Consider the following 22,000-nt stretch of genomic DNA (forward strand, 5'->3'; position numbering starts at 1 on the left):
CCGCCCACCCCGCGCGGGGTGGGCGGGCGACGTCGTCTCAGCCCACGACGAGCGCCGCCGCGCGCCAGCGCCCGGTGGACCGGGTGAGCCGGACCGCGACGGCGCGGACGCGGTCGGCCTGGGCCACCACGACGGACGCCTCCACGGTGTGCGCGTCGACGCGGTGCACCCGGACCCGCCGGACCGACGGGCGCCGTGCCGCCCCTGCGGGCACGGTGTCCGTCGGCTCCGCGGCGACGTCGCGCAGCCCCGCGGCGGCGTCGAGCACCCGGGAGCGGGGTGCCGTGAGGGCGGCCCGGCGCGCGAGCCCGTCGTAGACCTCGGGCGTGAGCCAGCGCGCGAGCTGGGCCAGCGGCCGGCTGCCGGCGAGCACCTCGACCGCGGCGAGCGCGACCATGCAGCACGCCTGCCGCGGGTCGAGCTCGGGGGCCCCGCCCGGCACCCCGCCCCATGAGCGAGTCGGGGCGCCCCCGGACGCCCGGGCCGGCGAGGCGCGCGTGGTCGGCGACCGCCGTGGCCGCGCCGACCTCCCGGACCGCCCCGTCCTCGGCGCCGGCGCGTCCTCCCGCGCGCTCGTCCCGAGTGCGGCGCTGTCCGGCGCGTCCGGGGCCGCCCGGCCCGACGGGCCCGCCGCGTCCGCCTGGCCCGACGGGCCCGCCGCGTCCGCCTGGCCCGACGGGCCCGCCGCGTCCGCCTGGCCCGACGGGTCCGCCGCGTCCGCTCGGTTGGTCGGGTCCGCCGGGTCCGCCGGGTCCGCCTGGCCCGTCAGGTCCGCCGGGCCCGCCCGGCCCGCGCCGCCGTCGGGCGCGGCGGCATCGCCCCGTATCGCGGGAGGACGCCGCTCGACCGCCTCAGGCGGCTCGGGCGGGAGCGGCGGGGGAGCGGGGACGAGGCGCACCTCGACCGCCGTGCTCACGGGTCTCCCGTCGTGGTCGTGCCGGTGCGGTACCTGCTCATGTGCTACCTCCGTGGTCGGTCGGCCCCGCCGCCCGGCACAGATGTACCCCTCCGCGCCCGGCGCGCGCCAGGGAGTCCTGCGGAACCTGGGGACAGCGACCGGCGGGTCGGCGCACGACGCGCGGAACTCGCCCGGGTTCGTCCGGGATGTGCGTCGCGATCGCCTCGGGGCGGCACACTGGTCCCGTGCGTCTCTACCTGCCTGCCACCCTGGACGAGCTCGACGACCTGCTGGGCGGCCGCGCCCCGCTCGCGGCCCCGCGCCGCGCGCACGCGGTCACGCCGGCGCTGACCGCGCTGCTGCCCGACGAGGACGAGGAGGGCGTCGAGTTCGCGGCGCAGCTCATGGCCGCGGACGACGCGCTCGTCCTGCTCGCGTCCCGCCCGGACGCGCCCGGCCTGCGCCTCGTGGTCACGGTCGAGGTGCCGGACGACGCCGTGCGCGACGGCGTGCCGGAGGACGGCGCCGGCGTGGACGACGAGGCGGCGAGCCTGGTCACGCTGACCGCCCCCGCGACGCTCGACGTGGTGGTGTGCGCCCACGTCGACGAGCCCGCCGCCAAGGACGAGGTCGCCCGCGCGCTGGACGGCGACGACGCCGCGCTCGACTCCCTCGCCGAGCGCGACCTGCTCTGGTACGACGCGACCGAGCTGACCCGCATCCCGCGCTGACGGCCCCGGCGGAGCCTCGCGGGTCAGTGCTCGATCAGCGGGTCCAGCACCTGCAGCGCCGCCCCGTGCAGCCGGCCGTTGGACACCAGCGCGCTGCCGCCGAACGGCCCGTCGACGCCCTGCACGCTCGTGAACCGCCCGCCGGCCTCCGTGACGATCGGCACCAGGGCCGCCATGTCGTGCAGCGCGAGCTCGGGCTCGGCGGCGACGTCCACGGCGCCCTCGGCCACCAGCACGTGCGACCAGAAGTCGCCGTACGCCCGGGTGCGCCACACCTTGCGGGTGAGGTCCAGGAAGTGGTCGAGCCGGCCCTGCTCCTCCCAGCCGCCGAGGCTCGAGTAGGACAGCGACGCGTCCTGCAGCCGGCCGACCTCGGACACCTGCATCCGGGTCGCCGACGCGAGCGACCGCCCGGTCCACGCGCCCGAGCCGACGGCGGCCCACCACCGGCGGTGGAGCGCGGGCGCGCTGACCAGGCCGACGACGACCTCGTCGCCGTCGAGCAGCGCGATCAGGGTCGCCCAGACCGGCACGCCGCGGACGAAGTTCTTGGTGCCGTCGATCGGGTCGACCACCCACCGTCGCGGGCCGTGGCCGGTGTCGGCCATCTCCTCGCCGTGCACGGCGTCGCGCGGGCGGGCCCGGGACAGCTGCGCGCGGATGAGCTCCTCGGCGGCCCGGTCCGCGTCGGAGACGGGCGTCAGGTCGGGCTTGGTCTCGACCCGGAGGTCCTGCGCCTTGAACCGCGACATGGTGAGCGCGTCCACCTGGTCGGCGATCACGTGGGCGAGGCGCAGGTCGTCGTCGTACCGGGTCATGGGTCCAACCTATCCGTGCCGTCCGGCCCCGACGCCGCGTCGGCCCCGGTCAGCCCGCGTCCGGCGCACCCGAGCGGCTCACGAGCAGTCGGCGGAACGAGTCCACCCGGGCCGTCCGCGCCTCGCGGACCGGCTCGTCCGGGGAGGCCTCCACCCACTCGTCGAGCGCGCAGTCCGGCGCGTCGGCGGCGTGCGTGCAACCCCGCGGGCACTCCTCGGCGACCTCGGCCAGGTCGGCGAACGCCCCCAGCAGGTGGTCCGGGTCGACGTGCGCCAGCCCGAACGACCGCACGCCCGGCGTGTCGATGACCCAGGTGCCCGGCTCCCCGGGGACGCGGAGCGCGACGGCCGACGTGGACGTGTGCCGCCCGCGCCCGGTGACGTCGTTCACCACGCCGACGGCCCGCAGGGCGTCCGGCACCAGGGCGTTGACCAGCGTCGACTTCCCGACGCCCGAGTGCCCGACCAGCACCGACATCCGCCCGGCGAGCGCGGCGCGGACCTCGTCCAACCCCTCGATCGCGGCCTCGTCGGTGCGCGAGCTGACCACCACGCGCACGCCGATCGGCTCGTACAGCGCCCGCAGTGCGGCGGGGTCGGCGAGGTCGGCCTTGGTGAGCGCGAGCAGGACGTCCATGCCGGCGTCGTAGGCGGCGACCACGCAGCGGTCGATCATCCGGGTCCGCGGCTCGGGGTCGGCCAGGGCGGTCACGACGACGAGCTGGTCGGCGTTCGCGACGATGACCCGCTCGACGGGGTCGGTGTCGTCGGCGGTGCGCCGCAGGACGGTGCTGCGCTCGACGATCCGCACGATCCGCGCGAGCGAGCCCTCGGCGCCGGAGGTGTCGCCCACGAGGTCGACCCGGTCGCCCGGCACGACCCGCTCGCGGCCGAGCTCGCGCGCCTTCATGGCGACGGCGACGCGCTCGTCCGGGCCGTCGGCGTCGACCAGGACCGTGTACCGCCCGCGGTCGACGCCGGTGACGAGCGCGCGGTCGGCGTCGGCGTGCTCGGGGCGGGTCTTGGTGCGGGGGCGGGTGCCCCGGCGGCTGGGCCGGACCCGGACGTCCGACTCGTCGAGCGCGCGCCGGGCCATGGTCAGCAGCCCCCCGTCACGCCAGCATCCCGTCCCACAGCCCCACGAAGTCCGGGATGGTCTTGGCGGTGGTCGCGACGTCCTCGACCAGCACCCCCGGCACGGCCAGGCCGAGGAGCGCGCCGAACGTCGCCATCCGGTGGTCCGCGTAGGTCCGCACCGTCCCGGCGTGCAGCGGCCGCGGGGTGATGACCAGGCCGTCGGCGGTCTGCTCGGCCTGCCCGCCGAGCCGGGTGATCTCGGCGGACAGCGCGGCGAGCCGGTCGGTCTCGTGCCCGCGCAGGTGGGCGATGCCCCGCAGCCGGGTGGGGGAGCCGGCCAGCGCGGCGAGCGCGGCGATCGTCGGGGCGATCTCGCCGGCGGCGTGCAGGTCGAGGTCGACGCCGCGCACCTCGCCGGTGCCGGTCACCGCCAGCACGTCGCCGTCGAGCCGGGTCGTCGCGCCCATCTGCTCGAGGATCCCGGGCAGCAGCCCGCCCGGCTGCGTCGTGGCGGCGGGCCAGCCCGGCACCCGCACGGTCCCGCCCGCGACCAGCGCCGCGCACAGGAACGGTGCGGCGTTGGACAGGTCCGGCTCCACCCGCACGTCGCGCGCGGCGACCGGTCCCGGCTCGACCTGCCACACCGTCGGCACGGAGTCGTCGACCACGACGCCGGCGGCGCGCAGGGCGGCGACCGTCATCTCGATGTGGGGGAGGCTCGGCAGCGTCGGGCCGGTGTGCCGGATTGTCAGTCCCCGCTCGAACCGCGGCGCGGTGAGCAGCAGGCCGGACACGAACTGCGAGGAGCCCGACGCGTCGACGTCGACGACGCCGCCCTCGACGGACCCGGTGCCGGTGATCGTGAACGGGAGGTGGCCCGGCTCGCCGTGCTCGGCGACGCCGACACCGAGCGCACGCAGCGCCGCGAGGACGGGGCCCATCGGCCGGACGCGGGCGCCCGCGTCGCCGTCGAACCGGACGTCGCCGTCCGCCAGCGCCGCCACGGCGGGCAGGAACCGCATGACCGTCCCGGCCAGGCCGCAGTCGACCGCCCGCGGCCCGCGGAACGCCCCCGGAGTCACCAGCCAGTCGCCGGGCGCGGCGGGGTCGTCCTCGATCGTCGTGCCGAGGTCCCGCAGCGCCTGCGCCATGAGCAGCGTGTCCCGGGAGCGCAGCGGGCCGCGCAGCCGGCCAGGGCCGTCGGCGAGCGCGGCGAGCACCAGGTAGCGGTTGGTCAGCGACTTGGAGCCGGGGACCTCGACCGTCGCGTCCAGGGGGCCGGTCGCCGTGGGGGCGGGCCAGTCGGGGGCGGCGGAAAGGACCTCGGAGCTCATGGCGGTCAGGCTATCGGGGCGCGCCGGGCGCCCGGCCCGGGCGTCCGCCCTGCGAGGCGGCGCGGGTCGCGCACGGGGCTCAGTGCACCGCGTCCGTGATCTTCTTCGACGCGGCCTTCGTCGCCGCCGAGGCGGTCGCCGCCGCGGCCGCCGCCTTCGCGGTCGCGGCCCGGGTCGCCCGGGCGTGCTCGACGCGCCAGCGCACCGACGGCCGGCCCGCGGTGTCGGCGGCGGCGATGAGCGCGCCGCCGGTCATCGACAGGCCGCGCAGGAACCGGGCCTTGCGGTCCTTCTTCTCCGGCTCGGACAGCGTGCGGCGCTCCTTGCGGGAGGCCGGGGCGTCGGCGGCGGCGAGCGGCAGCGTGAGGGCGGCGAGCGCCAGGGCGGCGGCGCGGGGCGCGCGCCCGGTGGCGAGCAGCAGGGCGGCCAGCGCGGTCGCGCCGCCGTGCACCCGCACGACCGTCGCCAGCTGCGCGTCCGACGGGTGCCGGTACGCGTCGAGCGCGCCGCCGAGGGCCCCGCGGGGGACCGAGGCGTCGAGCCGCTCCACCGCGCCCCGGGCGACCGCGACGTGCGCGGCCGGCCGGCGCAGCGCGTCGACCCCCTCGCTCAGGAACCACGACGCGAACAGCGGTCGGGCGATGCGGCGCAGCAGCATGACGTCCTCCTCCCGGCCGTCCGCGACGCGCGGACGCCTGCCGTCCAACCTAGCGGCGCGACCTGCCCGCCGCCCCCGGGAATGCCCGGGGCGGCCGCCCGTGTTGTGCCGTCCATGAGCTGTACCACCCTCGAACGGCCGGCCGCCTCCGCCGGCGGCGTCGCCGTGCTGCCCCGCCCGGGCGGCCCGGTGCCTCCGCGCGCACTAGGCTCGGCGGTGATGAGCGAGGACACCACACGCGCCCCCGAGTCCGAGGACGACGCGGCGCGCAGCGAGCGGTTCGAGGCCGAGGCGCTGGTCTACCTGGACCAGCTGTACGGCGCCGCCCTGCGCATGACCCGGAACCCGTCGGACGCCGAGGACCTGGTCCAGGAGACGTTCGCGAAGGCGTTCGCCGCCTTCCACCAGTACCGGCCGGGCACGAACCTCAAGGCGTGGCTGTACCGGATCCTCACCAACACGTTCATCAACACGTACCGCAAGAAGCAGCGCGAGCCGCAGCAGTCCCAGGCGGACGAGATCGAGGACTGGCAGATCGCGCGGGCCGAGTCGCACTCGTCGACGGGGCTGCGCTCCGCCGAGGCCGAGGCGCTCGACCACCTGCCGGACTCGGACGTGAAGGACGCGCTCGCGCGGCTGCCGGAGGACTTCCGGATCGCCGTGTACCTGGCGGACGTCGAGGGGTTCGCCTACAAGGAGATCGCCGAGATCATGGGCACCCCGATCGGGACCGTGATGTCCCGGCTGCACCGCGGGCGGGGCCAGCTGCGCGACATGCTGGCCGACTACGCGCGCGACCGGGGGCTGGTGCCGGCAGGGGGGTCCGCGACCGCCGAGGGCGGGGACGGCACGGGATCGTCGAGGAGGGCACGATGACGGGCTTGGACGCCGCGGGGACGTCGACGCCGGCAGAGGGCCAGGGGTCCTGCGGACCCGAGTGCGAGCAGGCGCTGGGCCGGCTGTTCGCCTACGTGGACCGGGAGCTCGAGCCGGGGGACGCCGATCAGGTACGGCAGCACATCGAGGACTGCCGGCCCTGCCTGGACGAGATCGCCGTCGAGACGATGCTCAAGGAGCTCGTCAAGCGGTGCTGCCAGGACAAGGCCCCCGAGGACCTGCGGGTGAAGATCCACGCGCAGCTGACGACCCGGCGGGTCACGCGCACGCTCTGAGCGGCGCGGCGGCCGGCCCGCGGGTCGGCCGCCGCCCCCCAGCACGACGAAGGGCCCGGTGCGTCGCACCGGGCCCTCGTGCTGGGTGCGGCTGCGCCGCCCGACGCTCAGGCGTTGGGGCGCTTGCCGTGGTTGGCGCCGTTCCCGGCGCGGGAACGGCGCTTGCGGCCACGCTTGCTCATGGAACTTCTCCCTGGTGAGACTGACCGGCACGGCGGTACAGCCGCCCGGGGACCCTCCATGGTCCCACATCCGCGCTGCTCGTCCGCACCGACCGTTCAAGGACGGGGGGTGACCGGCCGATCACCAGGGAGTGAGCGACCAGCCGCAGTCCGTCGTCCCCCTCCTGCACGCCCTGGCCCAGGCCGGCGGCTCCGACCTGCACGTCAAGGTCGGCTCCGAGCCGCGCGTCCGCGTCGACGGCCGGCTCCGGCGGCTGCAGGTCCCCGCGCTCAAGCCGCGGGACACCGAGCACATGCTCGGGGAGGTGCTGCCCGACGACCTGACCGAGACGTTCGTCCGCACCCACGAGGCGGACTTCGCGTTCTCCCTGTCGGGGGTGGGCCGGTTCCGCGTCAACGCGTACCAGGCCCGCGGCACCTACGGCCTGGTGTTCCGCCTGGTCGGGACCGGCGCGCAGTCGCTGTCCGAGCTCGGGCTGCCGGAGGTGCTGGGCGAGCTCGCCCTGGAGCCGCGCGGGCTGGTGCTCGTCACCGGCCCGACCGGGTCGGGCAAGACGACGACGCTGGCCTCGATGATCGACCTGATCAACACGGTGCGCGAGGCCAACATCGTGACGATCGAGGACCCGATCGAGGTGCTGCACGCCGACAAGCGCGGCATCGTCTCCCAGCGCGAGATCCGGCAGGACACGGCCGACTTCACGGTCGCGCTGCGGGCCGCCATGCGGCAGGACCCGGACGTCATCTTCGTCGGCGAGATGCGCGACGTGGAGACCGTCCGCGCGGCGCTGTCCGCGGCCGAGACCGGGCACCTGGTGCTCTCCACCCTGCACACGATCGACGCCGCCGAGTCGGTGAACCGCATCGTCGACTTCTTCCCGCCGCACGAGCAGCAGCAGATCCGCGTCGCGCTGGCCCAGGCGCTGCGCGGCATCGTGTCGCAGCGGCTGGCGCGCAAGGCGGACGGCGCGGGCCGGACCGCCGTGGTCGAGGTGCTGGTGAACACCGGCCGCACGGCCGAGGCGATCGTGGACCCGTCGAGCAGCGAGCCCCTGCTCGACCTGATCAAGCAGGGCGACTACTACAAGATGCAGACGTTCGACCAGCACCTGGTGCGCCTGGTCGCGGACGGCACGGTGACGTACGACGAGGCCCTGGGCGTCGCGACGAACCCGCAGGACCTGACCGTCGAGCTGCGCTCGGTGGGCCTGATCGCCTGACGCCCCGGGCGCCGGCGCCCGGGGCGCGCGACCCGGCGCGAGGCACCGCGACACTCTTGCCCGCCCCGCTGACGCGATATAGCGTGTCCGAACGCGATATATCTCGATGCGGAGGAGCAGCGCCATGGCCACGGAGTCCTGGGTCGTCATCGGCCCGCAGATCATCGAGGTCGAGGACGTGCGCTCGCTGCGCGTCCAGGTCAGCGGGGGCCGGGTCGACGTCGTCGCCCACGAGGACCCGACGCTGACCGGGGCGCGGCTCGAGGTGCACCGGGTCGACGGCTCGCCGCTCGAGGTGACGTACGCCGACGGGGCGCTGTGGGCCGGCGTCCGGTCGGTCACCGGCATCGACGGCTTCCTGGAGCGGCTGCGCGGACCGGGCCAGCGCGACCGCGTCGAGATGCACCTCGCCGTGCCGCGCGCCGTCGCGGCGTCGCTGGCCTCGGTGAACGCGGACCTGCTGCTGGCCGGCGTCCAGCAGGACGCGACGGTGTCGACCGTGGGCGGCGGGGTGGTCGTGGACGGCACCCGCGGCGCGCTGTCGGTCAAGAGCGTGTCGTCCGACGTCGTCGTGCGCGACCACCTCGGGGACCTGTCGATCGGCACCGTCTCGGGCGCGGCGACCGCCTCCGGCGCGCTGCACCGGGTCACCGTCACGACCGTGTCCGGCGAGGTGACGCTCGACTGCCTGGCGCCCACCTCGGTCTGCCACGTCCGGACCGTCTCCGGCGACGTCGCCGTGCGGCTGCCCGCGGGCCACGGCGTCGGGGTCGAGGCGCGCAGCGTGTCCGGGCGGGTCGTCGTCGACGGCGTCGAGCACGGCGACCGCCGCCCCGGGCGCACGACCGTCGACCTCCGCGACGACCGCGCCACCTGCTACGTCTACTCGCAGACCGTGTCCGGCCACCTCACGGTGCTGCACGGCGCCCCGCTCGCCGAGCCGGTGGTGGACGCCGGCGGCGCCTGATGGCCGTCTTCGGGCACGGGCAGCTCCGGCTGTACCTGCTCTCGCTGCTGGAGGCCGGGCCGCGGCACGGCTACGAGCTGATCCGCGCGCTGTCGGACCGGTTCGGCGGCACCTACCGGCCGAGCGCCGGGACGGTCTACCCGCGGCTCGCCCGGCTCGAGGAGGAGGGGCTGGTCGCGCGGACCGAGTCGGGGCGCAAGACGCTGTACGCCCTGACCGACCGCGGTCGGCAGGAGGTCGAGGCGCACCGCGCGGAGCTGGCCGCGCTGGAGCACGAGCTGGCCGACGTGGTGCGCGACCTCGCCGCCCAGGTGCGGGCCGAGGTCGCCGGCTCGATGGCGGGGATGCGGGCGGAGATGGCGGCGGCGGCGCAGCAGGCGCGCGCGGCGGCGCTCCGCACCCGGGAGCCGCGGGTCGAGGCGTCGGCGACCGGGGTGCCGCGTCCGGGCGGCCCGGCCGCGGAGGAGCGCCGGGCCGCCCGCGCTCGGCGCGCGCAGATCGAGGCCGACCTCGCGGCGTTCCGGGCCGACGTGCGCGACGCCGTGCGCCGCGCGGAGGCGGCCGGGGGTCCGACCGCGCTCACGGCCGACACGGTGCGCACGGTGCTGGCGAGCGCCCGCTCGGCGATCGCCGCGACGCTGCCGCCCCGCTGATCCCGGGGCGGTCTCGTCGGCCCCGGTCGGTCAGACCACGTCCTCCGGGAGGCCGAGCCAGGCGTTCCAGTGCGAGTGCAGCACCAGCCAGGCCATCAGCCCGTAGCCGGCCTGCCCGGGCAGCGACCCGTCGCCCGCGGCGAGGTCGGCGAGCCACTGCTCGTGCCCGGCCAGCGGGGTGCAGGTGTCGACGTACGGCACCCGGCGCCGGGTGGTCACGTCGGCGAAGGCGGCGGACAGGTCCGCGAGCGTCGTGGGGTCGACCCCCGCGCCGGGCGGCGGGCCGACCACGAACGCCGGCATCCGGCGCTGCTCCGCCGCGTCGAGGATGTTCGCGAGGTTGAGCCGGCTGCGCGCGAGCGACAGCCCGGCGAGGGCGTCGGCGCGGCCCAGGGAGACGACGAGCCGGGTGTCGGCCTCGGCCGAGGCACGCCGGCCGACCTCCTCCTCCCACCGGGCGGAGAGTCCGGAGGTGGTCTCGCCGGGGACGGCGAGGGTCAGCACGGTCGGGGGCACGGGGGTCGTCGTGCGCGCGGCCACGCGGCCGACCCAGCCCAGCGCCCGCGGGTCGCCGGCGCCCGCGGCCAGCTCGTCCCCGATCACCACCAGGCGCAGTGGCAGCTCGCCCACGTCCCGTCCTCCCGCTCGCCGTGCGCGTCCCGCGGTCGCGGGCGCGTGGCCAGTCTCGCAGCCGGACCGCCGGGGGCGCCCGCCGACGCGCGGCGCGGGACCGAGGGGCTCAGCGCAGGTAGCGGTCGGCGTCGTCGGTCCAGTCGTGGTGGGAGCGCGGGGGCTCGCGGCGGCCGAGGCCGTCGGTCCGCAGCCAGTCGTACAGCCGGGCGCCGAGGTAGGCGGTCAGGGTGAGGAGGGCCAAGGCGAGGATCAATGTGGTCATGGCAGAAAGCCTTCCGCCACATCGATCCCGCCACGAGTGGCAGCACTGCCGACCCCCGTCGACTTCCCGCCAGTTCCGTGGCAGGCTCGGTCGCATGCTGCAGCGAGTCGCCGCGATCGCGGTCCCCGGGGTGTCCGCGTTCGAGCTCGGGCTGGTCTGCGAGGTGTTCGGCATCGACCGGTCCGACACCGGCGGGCCGACCTTCGACTTCACGCTGTGCACCCCGGAGCCCGGGAGCGTGCCGATGGAGCCGGTGCTGGCGATCGAGGTGCCGACCGGGCTGGAGGTCACCGAGGACGCCGACCTCGTCGTCGTGCTGCCCTACAAGGCGCCCTACGGGCTGCCCGCGGCCGCGCGCGACGCCATCCGCGCGGCGCACGACCGCGGCGCCTGGGTCATGAGCATCTGCTCGGGCACGTTCGCGCTGGGGGAGGCCGGGCTGCTCGACGGGCGGCGGTGCACCACGCACTGGATGTACGCCGACGACCTGCAGCGCCGGTACCCCACGGCCGAGGTGGACCCGGCGGTGCTCTACGTCGAGGACGGCCGCGTCATCAGCAGCGCGGGGACCGCCGCGGGCATCGACGCCTGCCTGCACCTCATCCGCCGCGAGCTCGGCGCGCAGCAGGCGGCGCTCGTCGCGCGGCGGATGGTCGTGCCGCCGCACCGGGACGGCGGGCAGGCGCAGTACGTGGACACCCCGCTGCCGTGCGACGCGGACACGCTCGCCCCGCTGCTCGCGTGGATGTCCGAGCACCTGGACGCCGACCTGACCGTGCCGGACCTCGCCGCCCGGGCCCTGATGTCCGAGCGGACGTTCGCGCGCCGGTTCCGCGCCGAGACCGGCACGACGCCGGCCGCGTGGGTGACCCGGCAGCGCCTGGTGCGGGCGCAGGAGATGCTCGAGCGGACCTCCGCCGGGGTGGACGAGGTCGCGCGCGCCAGCGGGTTCGGCAGCGCGGCGATCCTGCGGCACCACTTCGCGCGGGTGCTGGGCACGAGCCCGCAGGCGTACCGCCGCCAGTTCGCGTGCACCGACGAGGCGGAGGCGGCGGCCGACCGCATGTCGGTCGCCTGACCGCGTCCGGCCGCCCCGGCTGTCGTCGCCGGGTTCGGTGCCTCTCGCCGAGTTCGGTGCCTGCCACCACCGAACTCGGCGAGAACCACCGAAGTCGCCGGACGCGCCCGTGGCGCACGGAGGCCGGCCGCCCCGAGGGGTAGCCGGCCTCCGTGCGTGCGGTGCGCCTCAGCGCTCGAACGCCGCCCGCAGGATCTCCGCCTGCTCGGCCTGGTGCGCCTTCGCCGAGCCTGCCGCGGTCGAGGCGGACGCCGGGCGGGACACGGCCCGGACCGGCGCGCCGACGACCGGCGGCAGCGCGAGGGACACGTACGACCACGGGCCCTGGTTCCGCGGCTCGTCCTGGACCCACACCAGCTCGGCCCCGTCGAACGGCGCGAGCGCCGCGCGGATGCCGTCGTGGTCGAGCGGGTACAGCTGCTCGAACCGGACGATCGCGGTCCGCTCGTCGCTCAGCTTCTCGCGCTGGGCCACGAGGTCCCAGTAGAGCTTGCCGGAGCAGAGCAGCACGCGGTCGACCCGGGCGGCGGAGGCCGCGGCGCGCTCGTCGCCGATCACCGGCCGGAACGTGCCGGACGTGAAGTCCTCGACCTGCGACGCGCCCGCCTTGAGCCGCAGCATCGACTTCGGGGTGAAGACGATGAGCGGGCGGCGCGGCCGGGCGTAGGCCTGGCGGCGCAGCAGGTGGAAGTACGACGCCGGGGTGGTCGGCTGGGCCACGGTCATGTTGCCCTCGGCCGACATCTGCAGGAACCGCTCGATGCGGGCCGACGAGTGGTCCGGCCCCTGGCCCTCGTAGCCGTGGGGGAGCAGCAGCACGACGGACGAGTGCTGACCCCACTTCTGCTCGGCGGAGGAGATGAACTCGTCGATCACGGTCTGCGCGCCGTTGACGAAGTCGCCGAACTGCGCCTCCCACAGCACCAGGGCGTCCGGGCGCTCGACGGAGTAGCCGTACTCGAAGCCGAGCGCGGCGTACTCCGACAGCGACGAGTCGTAGACCCAGAACTTGGCCTGGTCCGCCGACAGGTAGAGCAGCGGGGTCCACTCGGCGCCGGTCTCCCGGTCGTGCAGGACGGCGTGCCGCTGCACGAACGTGCCGCGGCGGGAGTCCTGCCCGGCGAGGCGCACCGGCGTGCCCTCGATCAGCAGCGAGCCGAACGCGAGGATCTCGCCGAAGCCCCAGTCGATGCCGCCCTCGCGGGACATCTGCTCCCGCTTGGCGAGCAGCTGCGCGAGCTTCGGGTGGATCGTGAAGCCCTCCGGCGCGCGCACGTGCGCGGCGCCGATCCGCTCCAGCACCTTGGCGGGCGCGGCGGTCTGCCAGCCGATGATGACGCCGGCGTCCTCGCGCTGGGACTCCGGGCGCTCCAGGCCGGCCACCGGCTCGGCGTCGGGCGACGGCGGGGTCCAGCCCTCCTCGCGGGTCTCCGCGAACACCCGCTCGAGCTGCGCCTGGTAGTCGCGCAGCACGTGCTCGGCCTCCTCGAGCGTGATGTCCCCGCGGGACACCAGCGCCTCGGTGTAGAGCTTGCGGACCGAGCGCTTGGCCTCGATGAGGTTGTACATCAGCGGCTGGGTCATCGAGGGGTCGTCGCCCTCGTTGTGGCCGCGGCGGCGGTAGCAGACCATGTCGATGATGACGTCGCGGTCGAACTGCTCGCGGTACTCGAACGCGAGCTCGGCGACCCGGACGCACGCCTCGGGGTCGTCGCCGTTGACGTGGAAGATCGGGACCTGCAGGCCCTTGGCCACGTCGGTGGCGTACTGCGAGGAGCGCGAGGACGACGGGCCGGTGGTGAAGCCGACCTGGTTGTTGATGACGACGTGGATGGTGCCGCCGGTGCGGTAGCCGCGCAGCTGGGCCAGGTTGAGGGTCTCGAAGACCACGCCCTGCCCGGCGAACGCCGCGTCGCCGTGGATGAGGATCGGCAGCACGGAGAACCCGTCGCCGCCGAGGTCGATCCGGTCCTGCTTGGCGCGGACGATGCCCTCGAGCACCGGGTCCACCGCCTCGAGGTGCGACGGGTTCGCGGCCAGGTAGACGCGGGTCGACGCCCCGGACTCGGCGTGGAACACGCCCTCGGTGCCCAGGTGGTACTTCACGTCGCCGGAGCCCTGCACGGACTTCGGGTCCTGGTTGCCCTCGAACTCGCTGAAGATCTGGCCGTACGACTTGCCCGCGATGTTCGCGAGCACGTTGAGCCGTCCGCGGTGCGCCATGCCGATGGCGACCTCGTCCAGCCCGCCCTCGGCCGCGCGGGAGAGGATCGCGTCCAGCAGCGGGATGACGGACTCGCCGCCCTCCAGGGAGAACCGCTTCTGCCCGACGTACTTGGTCTGCAGGAACGTCTCGAACGCCTCGGCGGCGTTGAGGCGACGCAGGATGCGGAGCTGGTCCTCGCGCGGCGTGGGGGCGTAGCCGGCCTCGAGCCGCTCCTGCAGCCAGCGGCGCTGCCGCGGGTCCTGCAGGTGCATGTACTCGAAGCCGGTGGTGCGGCAGTACGAGTCGCGGAGCAGGCCGAGCACCTGGCGCAGGGTGGCCCGGGGCCGGCCGGTGAACCCGCCGGTCGGGAACGTGCGGTCCAGGTCCCACAGCGACAGGCCGTGCGTCTGCACGTCCAGGTCCGGGTGCTTGCGCAGCCGGTAGGCCAGCGGGTCGGTGTCGGCCATGAGGTGGCCGCGCGACCGGTAGGAGTGGATGAGCTCGGCGATCCGGGCCGGCTTGATGGCCTCGGCGTCCGGGTCGGCGGCCTCCTTGACCCAGCGGATCGGCTCGTAGGGCACGCGCAGGGACGCGAACACCCGGTCGTAGAAGCCGTCCTCGCCGAGCAGCTTGCGGTGCAGGATGCGCAGGAAGTCGCCGGACTGGGCGCCCTGGATGACGCGGTGGTCGTAGGTGGACGTCACCGTCAGCACCTTCGACACGCCCATCTTGTTGAGCTGCTCGTCCGAGGTCCCCTGGAACTCGGCCGGGTAGTCCATCGCGCCGACGCCGATGATCGTGCCCTGGCCCTGCATCAGCCGCGGCACGGAGTGCACCGTGCCGATGGTGCCGGGGTTGGTCAGCGACAGCGTGGTGCCGGCGAAGTCGTCGACGCCGAGCTTGCCGCCGCGGGCGCGCCGCACGACGTCCTCGTACGCGTTCCAGAACTGCGCGAAGTCGAGCGTCTCGGCCTGCTTGATGCTCGGGACGAGGAGCTGGCGGGTGCCGTCCGGCTTGGCCAGGTCGATCGCGAGGCCCAGGTTGACGTGCGCCGGCGTGACGTAGCCGGGCTTGCCGTCGACGAGCGTGTACGCGGTGTTCATCGCGGGCATCTCGCCGACCGCCTCGACCAGCGCGAAGCCGATGAGGTGCGTGAACGAGATCTTGCCGCCACGGCCGCGGGCGAGGTGGTTGTTGATGACGATCCGGTTGTCGACCAGCAGCTTGGCCGGGATGGCGCGCACCGACGTCGCGGTCGGCACCTCCAGGCTGGCCTCCATGTTGGTGACCACCCGGGCGGCCGGGCCGCGCAGGCGCTGGGTCTCGTCGGAGGCCTCGGGCACCTCCTGCTCCGCCTCGCGGGCCGCCTTGGCGGCCGGGGCGTAGGGGGCGGTCGCGGGCTGCGCCGTCGCCACCGGGGAGGTGGTGGGGGCGGGCTCCGGGTCCCGCGGCGCGGGCTGCTCCTGGGGGCGGGTGGCCTCCGGGGCGGGGGCGGGCGGGACCGCGCCCCCGGTGTCCGCGGGGCGCTCGGCGACGGGCGCGGCGACGGTGCCCGGGCGCTCGCCGGCGGGCGCACCCGGCGCGGGACGGTCGGCCGCCTCGCGGGGCGTGGGCGCGTCCCCCGACGCGCTCGGGGCTGCGGGGGCAGCGGGTGCCGGGGTGCTCGCGGTGCCCGCGGGCGCGGCGTCGACCACGCCGTTCCCCCCGGTGCTCCCCGCGCCGCCGCCGTCCGCGACCGCCCCCGACGTCGTCGTGGCGGGCGCCGAGGGCTTGTAGCCCTCGAAGAAGTCCCACCACGCCGGGTCGACCGCCGTCTTGTCCTGGAGGTACTGCTCGTACAGCTCGTCCACCAGCCACGTGTTCGCGCCGAAGTCGGCACGGTTCACGTCTGGCTCCGCATGCTGGGACACGCGAGGATCGCCCACTTCCTCCGCGGTCACGGACCGCGTCATCGCCGGATCAGTTCGTGGCCCACCCTACGTCCTGACCGGGCGTCATCTCCTCTCGGGGAGCGCGGCGCGCGGACGGTTCACACGGTTGTCACACAGCGGGTCCGGCGGGGGTGTCAGGCTCCCCATCTGCGGGTCTGCGCCGGGTCGAGGACGTGTCAACTCGGTCATGCCCCGGCCGGGACGACCCCCTCGGCGCGCGCCGGCGCGGTGGCGGCGAGCCGCGCCGCGCCGACCGCGCCGAGCGCGAGCACCAGCATCGACACCGCCATCGGCACCGCGGTCCGCTCGCCCGCCAGGCCGACCAGCGGGGACACCGCGGCGCCCACGCCGAACTGCAGCGCGCCCATCACCGCGGACCCGGTGCCGGCGGCGTGCGCGACCTCGTCGGTGGCCAGCGTCGTGGCATTGCCGAACACCAGCCCGAGCGCGCTGACGGTGAGGAACAGCAGGACCAGGGTCGGCCACCGGGGCAGGCCGAGCGCGACGACGTCGACGAGCAGCAGCGCGCTCAGCACCGCCACCGCCGCGACGCCGACGGCCAGCAGCCGCTGCGGCGCGAACCGGTCCACGAGCCGGGTGCCGAGCCCCGCGACGACGCCGAGGCCGAGCGCGTTCGCCGCGAACGCCACCGAGTACGAGCCCACCGACAGCCCCAGGACGTTCTGCAGCACGAACGGCGACGCGGAGATGTACGCGAACATCGCCGCGAAACCGAGCACCAGCGCGCCGGTCCAGCCGAGGTAGCGGCGGTTGCCGAGCACGGAGCGCGCGTCGCGGAGCGTGGCGGCGAGACCGCCGTCGGTGCGGGCCTCGCGCGGCCGGGTCTCCGGCACCAGGGCCAGGACGCCCACCAGCATGAGCGCGCTGAGCCCCGCGAGGATGCCGAACACCCCGCGCCAGCCGACGGCGGTCACCAGCGTGCCGCCGAGCAGCGGGGCCGCGACGGGTGCGACGCCCTGGATGAGCATCATGATGCCGAACAGCTTCGCGGCGGCGGTGCCCCGGGCGCGGTCGGCGACCACGGCGCGGCTCAGCACGACCCCCGCCGCGCCGGCGAAGCCCTGGACGAACCGCGCCGCGACCAAGAACGCGATCGACGGCGCGAGAGCGCACGCCAGCCCGGCTGCGGCGCACAGCGCGCTGCCGGCGATAAACAGCCCGCGGCGGCCGCGCTGGTCGGACAGCGGGCCGATCACCAGCTGCCCGAGCGCCAGCCCGACCATGAACGTGGTCAGGGACAGCTGCACGGCGGTCGCGGTGGTGCCGAGGTCGACGGCCAGCTGCGGGAAGGCGGGCAGGTACATGTCGGTCGCCAGCGGGGCGATCGCGGTGAGCAGCGCGAGCACGACGGTGGTGGCGAGCGGGAGCGCGCGGCGCGGTGGGGTCGCGTCGGCGGTGGGTGCGGGGTGGGCGGCCGGTGCGGCGTCGGCGGTCGGGGTGGCGGCAGGCACGGCGGTGCCCGGGGCAGCGGTCATGGGCTGTGCTCCAGCACGGGGGAGGGCGGCGGGGCGCCGCGGACCGGAGCATCATATCTATGAAGGCATATATGTCTGTCCATAGGCGCTGCTAGCCTCCGGTCGTGACCTCGCCCCGCCCCGCCGACGACGCCGAGACCGACGCCGGGACCGACGCCGAGACCGACGCCGGGACCGACCCCGCGGCCGACGACCTCCGGCTCCTCGCCGTCGCGCTGCACGACCTGTCCCGCGCGGTGCGCCGGGCCGAGGGCGCGCACGAGGGTGGGCTGCCGCCGCTGCCGCCGACCGAGTTCGAGGTGATGCGCTACGTCGACGCGCACCCGGGCACCAGCGTCGGCGGGGTGGCCACGGGGCTCGACCTGCGGCAGAGCAACGTCAGCGCGGCCGTCCGCGGGCTCGTGGCGCGGGGCCTGGTCGAGCGGGCGGCCGACGCCGACGACCGGCGGGTGACCCGGCTGCACCCGACGCCGCACGCACGGGAGCGGCGGCGACCGGTGGAGGCAGGCTGGGCGCGCACGCTCGGCGCGGCGCTCGCGGACCTGCCGGCCGCGGACGCGGAGGCGGTGCGCCGGGCCGCCGCCCCGCTCGCCCGCCTGGCCGCGCGGACGGCCGAGCGGCGGGCCTGACGCCCGGCGCTCGTCCACCGCCGTGCTCCCCGCTCACCCCGGACGCCGAGCATGCGGAAGGCGTGGGGTTCGACCACGTCGAACCCCACGCCTCCTGCGACCTCGGCGAGCCGCGACCGGGAGCGGCCGCGAGCCCGGGTCAGGTGATGTCGCGCCTGAGGGTCGTGAACCGGCCCAGGACCGCGAGCAGCACCGCGTACCCGACGAGCACCGCGGCACCCGCGGCCGGCCCGAGCAGCGAGCCCGCGCCGGTGGCCGAGTAGAACGACCCGCCGCTGATCGCCTCGCCGGCCGCGCCGGGCAGGAACTTGCCGATCGGCGCGGTCGCGTCGTTCAGGCCGAGCACCAGCCGGGCGATGGGCTCGACGAACTGCGTGAACGCCAGCACGACGACGATCGCGACCACCTGGTTCGGCATCGCGAAGCCGAGGCCGACGCCCACGACGCACCACACGGTCAGCGCCAGCGCGGTCCGGGCGATGATGCCCCAGACCTCGCCCTCGCCGAGCAGGTTGGGCGCGTCGGTGAACGCGAACGCCAGCGCGCCCGCGCCGACGGTCGCCAGCGTGCCGAGCACGCCGTACAGCACGCCCACGGGGATGCTCGCGACGAGCTTCGCGACGACGAACCGGTTGCGGTCCGGCTGCGCCAGCAGCGTGGGGGTGAGCGTCCGGTGCCGGAACTCGGCGGTGACGGACAGCAGGCCGACCAGCAGCGGCAGCGCGTACCCGAACGAGGCGGGCAGCGTGTAGACGGCGGTGACGACGGCCATCGGGTCGGCCACGACCGGCGCGCCGTCGGTGCCGGAGACCTCGGCGCCGTCGAAGGTGAACGCGAACGCCATCGCGGCGCCCATGAAGGCCATGTAGCCGATCATCACGATCAGCAGCACCCACCACGTCCGGGTGGTGACGATCTTCCGGTACTCGGAGACCAGGGAGTCCTTCATCGCGCACCTCCGGCAGGGGCGTCGGTCGGGGCGGAGGCGGGGGCGGGCCCGTCGGCGGGCGCCGCGTGCGCGCCGCGCGCGGGGGCGGGGGCGGTGAGCCGGAGGAAGACGTCCTCGAGCCCGACGCCGTGGGCGGCGAGCTCGTGCAGCTCGAGGCCGGCGGTGAACGCCGCGTGCCCCACGGTGGCGACGTCGGTGCCGACGAGCTCGGCGACGCCGGGCGCCCCGGCGACCCGCTGCCAGCCCGCGCGGGCGACCAGCGCGTCGAGCGCCTCGCCGTCGGGGGAGGCGACCCGGACCCGCGGCTCGGCCAGCCCGCTGAGCTCGGCGAGCGTCGAGGCGTGCACGAGCCGCCCGCCGGCGATGATGACGACGTCGTCCACGGTCTGCTGGACCTCGGACAGGACGTGCGAGGACACCAGCACCGTGCGGCCCTGGGCGGCGAGCGCCCGCAGCAGGTCGCGCAGCCAGCGGATGCCCTCGGGGTCCAGCCCGTTGGCCGGCTCGTCGAGCAGCAGCACCGGCGGGTCGCCGAGCAGCGTGGTCGCCAGCGCGAGCCGCTGCCGCATGCCGAGCGAGAACCCGCCGACCCGGCGCTTCGCGGCGCCGTGGAGCCCGACCAGGTCGAGCACCTCGTGCGCCCGGGCATCCGGCACGCCGGCCTGCGGCGCGTACAGCCGCAGGTGGTCCAGCGCCGTGCGGCCCGGGTGGAAGTCGGCGGCCTCGAGGGCGGCGCCGACGGTGCGCATCGGGCGGTCGAGCGCCGTGTACCGCCGGCCACCGATGGTGGCCGTGCCCGAGGTCGGCTGCACGAGACCGAGCAGCATCCGCAGGGTGGTCGTCTTGCCGGCGCCGTTGGGGCCCAGGAACCCGGTGACCCGACCGGGGCGGACCGTGAAGCTCAGGTCGTCCACGGCCCGGACCTGGCCGAACGTCTTCGTGAGGTGGGAGACCTCGATGGCGTGCGTCGCGTCGGGAGGCATGCCTCGACCCTAGGGACCCACCCGCACGCGGCGGATCAGCCGCGAGGCGGAACCCGGGGGCGGGTGCGCCTCCGCCGCCCGGGGGAGCCCGGCAGGCTCAGAAGGCCGCGGTCGCGGGCCGGGACGTCCGCCGCGACGGCAGCATGACCCGCATCGTGCAGCCCGTGTCGCTGTCCGCGACCTCGACCGTCCCGCCGTGCAGCGTCACCGCCCACCGCACGATCGACAGGCCCAGGCCGGTCCCGCCGGTGGAGATCTGCCCCGTGATCGCCGGGGTGTTGCCGCGGGCGAACCGCTCGAACACCCGCTCGCGCTGGTCGGCCGCGATGCCGGGACCCTGGTCGACCACGTCGAGCCGGACCCAGCCGCCGGCCCGGTGCGCCTCCAGGCGGACCGGCGCGCCCCGCGGGGAGTGCCGGACGGCGTTCTGGACGAGGTTGGCGACGACCTGGTGCAGGCGCTCGCGGTCCGCCGGGAGGGTGAGGTCCGGAGGGTCGACGACCACGGGGAACGTCAGGTCCTTCGACGCGCCGACGAGGCGGCCCTCCTGCGCCGCCTCCTCCAGGAACTGCTGCACCGGGACGTCGGTGACCTGGAGGTCGACGGCCCCGGCCTCCAGGCGGGACAGGTCGAGCAGGGTCGCGACCAGCCGGCTGAGCCGCTGGGTCTGCGCCAGCGCGGCCTTCATCGCCTCGGGGTCCGGGTCCTCGACGCCGTCGACGATGTTCTCCAGCTGCGCCTGCAGCGCGGTCACCGGGGTGCGCAGCTCGTGCGACACGTTGGCGACCATCTCCCGGCGCAGCGAGTCCGCCTGCTCGAGGTCGTCGGCCATCCGGTTGAACGCGGTCGCGAGCTCGCCGACCTCGTCCCGGCTGGTCGCGCGCACCCGGCGGCTGTAGTCGCCGGCGGCCATCGCCCGGGCCGCGGAGGTCATCTCGCGCAGCGGGGACGTCATGCCGCGGGCGAGCACCTGGGTCATCACCAGCGCGAGGACGATGACGATCGGGAACGTCCGCGTCGGGCCGAGCGCGTTGTTCAGCCCAATCCAGGTGAGAAGCGCCGCCACGAACACCGCGGCCGCGACCAGGACGCCGAGCTTGATCTTGATGGACCGCAGCCGGTCGAGCGGGCGTACGTCCGGCAGGCGCGGCCGCTGGTGCCGGGGAGGGGTCGGCACCGTCACGCCGGGCCGCCTCCCGGGGTGGCCGTCCCCGCCGCGCCGGCCGGCTCCAGGGCGTAGCCGACGCCGTGGACGGTGCGGATCAGGTCGGCGCCGAGCTTCCTGCGCAGGGCCTTCACATGCGAGTCCACCGTGCGGGTCCCGGAGGCGTCCACCCAGTCCCAGACCTCGGCCAGCAGGCGCTCGCGGGTGAGCACCGTCCGCGGGCTGGCGGCGAGGGCGAGCAGCAGGTCGAACTCCGTCGGCGTGAGGTGCACCTCCTCGCCCGCGCGGTGCACGCGGCGCTGCGCGCGGTCGATGACCACGTCGCCCACGGCGACCGGCGGCTCGGCGGACTCGGTGCCCGCGGCGGCGAGCTCGGCGGCGAGGGCGGCGCGCTGCTGGCGGCGCAGCAGCGCCTTGACCCGCGCGACGAGCTCGCGCATCGAGAACGGCTTCGTCATGTAGTCGTCGGCCCCGACGCCGAGGCCGATGAGCATGTCGGTCTCGTCGTCGCGCGCCGTCAGCATGAGGACGGGCACCGGGCGGTCCGCCTGGATCCGGCGGCACACCTCGAGGCCGTCGATGCCGGGCAGCATCACGTCGAGCACGACGACGTCGGGCGCGAGGCGCGCGGCGGCGTCGACCGCCTGCAGGCCGTCGCCGACCGTCTCGACCTGCCAGCCCTCGGCGGCGAGCCGGCGCGCGACCGCGGTGGCGATGGCCGGCTCGTCCTCGACCACGAGGACCGAGGTGGATGCGGCGCCCGGGGCGCCCGCGGGGGTTCCGGCACCGGCGCCGGGGCGGGATGCGAAGGTCATCTCGCCAGCGTAGAGCGCGCGTGTGGAGGTTTCGTATGATTGCGCCACCATGAGCAGCTCAAGTCGCTGCCGGCGTCCCGCCCGGGCCGACGTGCCCGGGGGAGACCATGCCGGCCCTTCCTGCCTCCTGACCCACCCCGCGC

At 75.9% G+C, this 22,000-nt stretch carries 21 protein-coding genes; 8 read left to right on the plus strand and 13 right to left on the minus strand.

The window, feature by feature from the left end; genetic code table 11:
- Window positions 1-37: 37 nt before the first annotated feature.
- Window positions 38-916: an Rv3235 family protein gene (locus KVT14_RS23145; RefSeq protein WP_308161008.1), complete on the minus strand. Its 879-nt coding sequence runs from the start codon at window positions 914-916 to the stop codon at window positions 38-40.
- 227 nt (window positions 917-1,143) lie between these two features.
- On the opposite strand from KVT14_RS23145, the gene KVT14_RS10255 reads away from it, so the two are divergent.
- Complete coding sequence (locus tag KVT14_RS10255) at window positions 1,144-1,629, plus strand: hypothetical protein (protein WP_217615572.1); 486 nt, start codon at window positions 1,144-1,146, stop codon at window positions 1,627-1,629.
- A 23-nt stretch (window positions 1,630-1,652) separates the two neighbouring features.
- Here KVT14_RS10255 and hisN read toward each other — a convergent pair whose 3' ends face one another.
- The 4 genes from hisN to KVT14_RS10275 form a co-directional block, all read right to left on the minus strand.
- Entirely contained in the window at window positions 1,653-2,447 is a 795-nt protein-coding gene (hisN, locus tag KVT14_RS10260) for a histidinol-phosphatase (RefSeq protein ID WP_217615573.1), read from the minus strand.
- A gap of 49 nt (window positions 2,448-2,496) precedes the next feature.
- Window positions 2,497-3,543, minus strand: coding sequence for a ribosome small subunit-dependent GTPase A (gene rsgA, locus KVT14_RS10265; RefSeq protein WP_217615574.1), 1,047 nt, complete (start codon window positions 3,541-3,543; stop codon window positions 2,497-2,499).
- A gap of 16 nt (window positions 3,544-3,559) precedes the next feature.
- Window positions 3,560-4,858 carry a 3-phosphoshikimate 1-carboxyvinyltransferase gene (aroA, locus tag KVT14_RS10270; RefSeq protein WP_217615575.1) on the minus strand — a complete coding sequence of 433 codons (1,299 nt, stop codon included), beginning with the start codon at window positions 4,856-4,858 and terminating at the stop codon, window positions 3,560-3,562.
- Window positions 4,859-4,937: 79 nt separating this feature from the next.
- Window positions 4,938-5,516 (minus strand): DoxX family protein, encoded by a 579-nt coding sequence (locus tag KVT14_RS10275; RefSeq protein WP_217615576.1) that lies wholly within the window; start codon window positions 5,514-5,516, stop codon window positions 4,938-4,940.
- A 114-nt stretch (window positions 5,517-5,630) separates the two neighbouring features.
- Between KVT14_RS10275 and KVT14_RS10280 the strand changes: the two genes are divergently transcribed.
- From KVT14_RS10280 to KVT14_RS10300, 5 genes are all read left to right on the plus strand, one after another.
- A complete protein-coding gene (locus KVT14_RS10280; protein WP_147794028.1) occupies window positions 5,631-6,392 on the plus strand; it encodes a sigma-70 family RNA polymerase sigma factor in 762 nt (253 codons plus the stop codon).
- On the plus strand, window positions 6,389-6,688 hold the full coding sequence (gene rsrA, locus KVT14_RS10285; protein ID WP_217615577.1) for a mycothiol system anti-sigma-R factor: 300 nt from the start codon (window positions 6,389-6,391) through the stop codon (window positions 6,686-6,688). The genes KVT14_RS10280 and rsrA overlap by 4 nt, the downstream gene beginning before the upstream one ends.
- Before the next feature lie 313 nt (window positions 6,689-7,001).
- Window positions 7,002-8,090 (plus strand): type IV pilus twitching motility protein PilT, encoded by a 1,089-nt coding sequence (locus KVT14_RS10290; protein ID WP_147794026.1) that lies wholly within the window; start codon window positions 7,002-7,004, stop codon window positions 8,088-8,090.
- Between the two features lie 124 nt (window positions 8,091-8,214).
- Entirely contained in the window at window positions 8,215-9,057 is an 843-nt protein-coding gene (locus KVT14_RS10295; protein WP_217615578.1) for a DUF4097 family beta strand repeat-containing protein, read from the plus strand.
- Window positions 9,057-9,710: a PadR family transcriptional regulator gene (locus KVT14_RS10300; protein ID WP_306795758.1), complete on the plus strand. Its 654-nt coding sequence runs from the start codon at window positions 9,057-9,059 to the stop codon at window positions 9,708-9,710. The genes KVT14_RS10295 and KVT14_RS10300 overlap by 1 nt, the downstream gene beginning before the upstream one ends.
- Before the next feature lie 30 nt (window positions 9,711-9,740).
- Here the strand turns inward: KVT14_RS10300 and KVT14_RS10305 are convergent, their stop codons facing one another.
- Both KVT14_RS10305 and KVT14_RS10310 read right to left on the minus strand, forming a co-directional pair.
- Window positions 9,741-10,340 (minus strand): GDSL-type esterase/lipase family protein, encoded by a 600-nt coding sequence (locus KVT14_RS10305; RefSeq protein WP_217615579.1) that lies wholly within the window; start codon window positions 10,338-10,340, stop codon window positions 9,741-9,743.
- A gap of 109 nt (window positions 10,341-10,449) precedes the next feature.
- On the minus strand, window positions 10,450-10,605 hold the full coding sequence (locus KVT14_RS10310; RefSeq protein WP_217615580.1) for a hypothetical protein: 156 nt from the start codon (window positions 10,603-10,605) through the stop codon (window positions 10,450-10,452).
- Window positions 10,606-10,699: 94 nt separating this feature from the next.
- On the opposite strand from KVT14_RS10310, the gene KVT14_RS10315 reads away from it, so the two are divergent.
- Complete coding sequence (locus tag KVT14_RS10315; RefSeq protein WP_147794023.1) at window positions 10,700-11,683, plus strand: GlxA family transcriptional regulator; 984 nt, start codon at window positions 10,700-10,702, stop codon at window positions 11,681-11,683.
- Window positions 11,684-11,851: 168 nt separating this feature from the next.
- Here KVT14_RS10315 and KVT14_RS10320 read toward each other — a convergent pair whose 3' ends face one another.
- Both KVT14_RS10320 and KVT14_RS10325 read right to left on the minus strand, forming a co-directional pair.
- Entirely contained in the window at window positions 11,852-15,841 is a 3,990-nt protein-coding gene (locus KVT14_RS10320) for a multifunctional oxoglutarate decarboxylase/oxoglutarate dehydrogenase thiamine pyrophosphate-binding subunit/dihydrolipoyllysine-residue succinyltransferase subunit (protein ID WP_217615581.1), read from the minus strand.
- A 164-nt stretch (window positions 15,842-16,005) separates the two neighbouring features.
- Complete coding sequence (locus KVT14_RS10325) at window positions 16,006-17,316, minus strand: multidrug effflux MFS transporter (RefSeq protein ID WP_217615582.1); 1,311 nt, start codon at window positions 17,314-17,316, stop codon at window positions 16,006-16,008.
- 104 nt (window positions 17,317-17,420) lie between these two features.
- On the opposite strand from KVT14_RS10325, the gene KVT14_RS22375 reads away from it, so the two are divergent.
- Window positions 17,421-17,945: a MarR family winged helix-turn-helix transcriptional regulator gene (locus KVT14_RS22375; protein ID WP_217615583.1), complete on the plus strand. Its 525-nt coding sequence runs from the start codon at window positions 17,421-17,423 to the stop codon at window positions 17,943-17,945.
- Window positions 17,946-18,084: 139 nt separating this feature from the next.
- On the opposite strand, the gene KVT14_RS10335 is transcribed toward KVT14_RS22375, so the two are convergent.
- The 4 genes from KVT14_RS10335 to KVT14_RS10350 all read right to left on the minus strand — a co-directional run bounded on the left by KVT14_RS10335 (window position 18,085) and on the right by KVT14_RS10350 (window position 21,857).
- Entirely contained in the window at window positions 18,085-18,894 is an 810-nt protein-coding gene (locus KVT14_RS10335) for an ABC transporter permease (RefSeq protein WP_217615584.1), read from the minus strand.
- Window positions 18,891-19,877 (minus strand): ABC transporter ATP-binding protein, encoded by a 987-nt coding sequence (locus KVT14_RS10340; RefSeq protein WP_217615585.1) that lies wholly within the window; start codon window positions 19,875-19,877, stop codon window positions 18,891-18,893. The genes KVT14_RS10335 and KVT14_RS10340 overlap by 4 nt, the downstream gene beginning before the upstream one ends.
- Window positions 19,878-19,974: 97 nt before the next feature.
- Complete coding sequence (locus tag KVT14_RS10345; RefSeq protein ID WP_217615586.1) at window positions 19,975-21,060, minus strand: cell wall metabolism sensor histidine kinase WalK; 1,086 nt, start codon at window positions 21,058-21,060, stop codon at window positions 19,975-19,977.
- Window positions 21,057-21,857 (minus strand): response regulator transcription factor, encoded by an 801-nt coding sequence (locus KVT14_RS10350; protein WP_147794017.1) that lies wholly within the window; start codon window positions 21,855-21,857, stop codon window positions 21,057-21,059. The genes KVT14_RS10345 and KVT14_RS10350 overlap by 4 nt, the downstream gene beginning before the upstream one ends.
- Between the last annotated feature and the right edge of the window lie 143 nt (window positions 21,858-22,000).

The sequence above is a fragment of the Cellulomonas sp. GbtcB1 genome (assembly GCF_019091725.1).
Classification (GTDB): Bacteria; Actinomycetota; Actinomycetes; order Actinomycetales; family Cellulomonadaceae; genus Cellulomonas.